Source organism: Oceanobacillus sp. HCA-5259 (assembly GCF_037892815.1).
GTDB lineage: Bacteria > Bacillota > Bacilli > Bacillales > Amphibacillaceae > Oceanobacillus > Oceanobacillus indicireducens.
The window spans coordinates 1-1,443 of the sequence record NZ_JBBKBV010000085.1; the positions used below are offsets into that span (position 1 = coordinate 1).

The following is a 1,443-nucleotide window of genomic DNA, read 5'->3' on the forward strand; positions in this document are numbered from 1 at the left end:
AAGGTATTCTTCTGCCATGGTGGAACCTACTAGTTCTAATATGGTCATCAATGCTTGCGCAAAACGAATATCTTCCATCTCATCGCAACACATATAGAAAAGTTGACCAATGGTTCTGGGATCTTCTTCCTCACGTACACTAAGTGACAACATCATATAACGTAGGAAAACGATGGAAGTGTGTGCAGTCATGGAATCGTAGCTGCGGCATTGAAATTCCTTTGCCAATCGCAAATTGGATTTGACCACCTTGAAAAAGCACTCGATTTCCCAGCGCTTGCCATAAATTCGGACGGCATCTTCTTCTGTATGTTCGAGGTTCGTTGTTAAAAGGGCAAGCCACTTTTTGGAACGGTTTCGATCACGAACAAAAACAATACGTGCTTGGATTTCATTCCCAGTTTGATCATACTGACGAAGTCCGACTACAACACTCGCTAGGATTTTAGCACGTCCACGCTTTTTACGAACTTTCTTGTAAAGCTGGTTCAACGTGTAAGATTCGCCTTCGTAAGTATAGTGAATTTTGGGTGAACGTTTGATCATGCAAACAACATGTAACGAATAGTTTTTCACGATTTTCGCTATGATAGCCGGATAGGCGAACCAACTGTCAAAAAGAACGGTTTTCGCCCCAAGCTGTTTGGGATTGATCGAATCCAGAAGATTGAACATCGTCTCCGTGCTCTTTTTCGTTGCTTCTTGGCGTCTACGATAACCAATCGTTCGCTTGTCGATGTTCGAATTCATCTCCTGATAACGATTCTTTTCATTTTTTGAACTTAGCAACGAAAAGGCAAGTGGTATAAAAGAAGCACCGTCTGACCAGCCAAGTGTGAGCATACGAAACCCCTTGAAATATCTTCCGGTTGTATGATCTTTCACTCGGGCAAGTAATTCGACGGCCTTACTACGATTGCGGCTGAACAAAGAATCATCAAATATGAGAACGCGGTCACGATCTTTAGACGTTAAAGGAAGTAAGAATTTCACGACAAGATGAGAGCCAACACTGGCAAGAAATTTACGCCAATTGTATGTCGGATTTTTCAAGAAATCGTATACCGTGTCCTTTTCAAAATCCTTTGGCACACGGTCTGATTCAAGGGCTCTAGAAAAACTCATGCCATGAAGGACAAGTCCGAAAATAAATTGCAAAATGAGACGTGGAGAAAATCCTTTTTCCTTATGAACATTGGCTTGATTAAGGAACGTTCCAATCTTTGCTTGCGTAAAAAAATGTAGCATACGAGAATTTGATTTTTCATTTTGGTTAGAATTTGGTAAAATGGTAGACACAGAAAACATCCTTTCTTTGGTTGGTGTCGATACCTATATTTTACCAAGGAAAAGGGTGTTTTTTGTATTTATTTTAATAGTTATTCCAATTTAAGTTCAAGTCCATCAAGGAGTTTTGTATGTTTTTTTACTCCGAAACTTGAG

The 1,443-nt window shown here is 40.1% G+C and carries 1 protein-coding gene; it reads right to left on the minus strand.

The window, feature by feature from the left end:
* A partial coding sequence (locus WKU33_RS18855; protein WP_340456126.1) for an IS4 family transposase occupies positions 1-1,308 on the minus strand: 1,308 nt, incomplete at its 3' end.
* Positions 1,309-1,443: the final 135 nt, after the last annotated feature.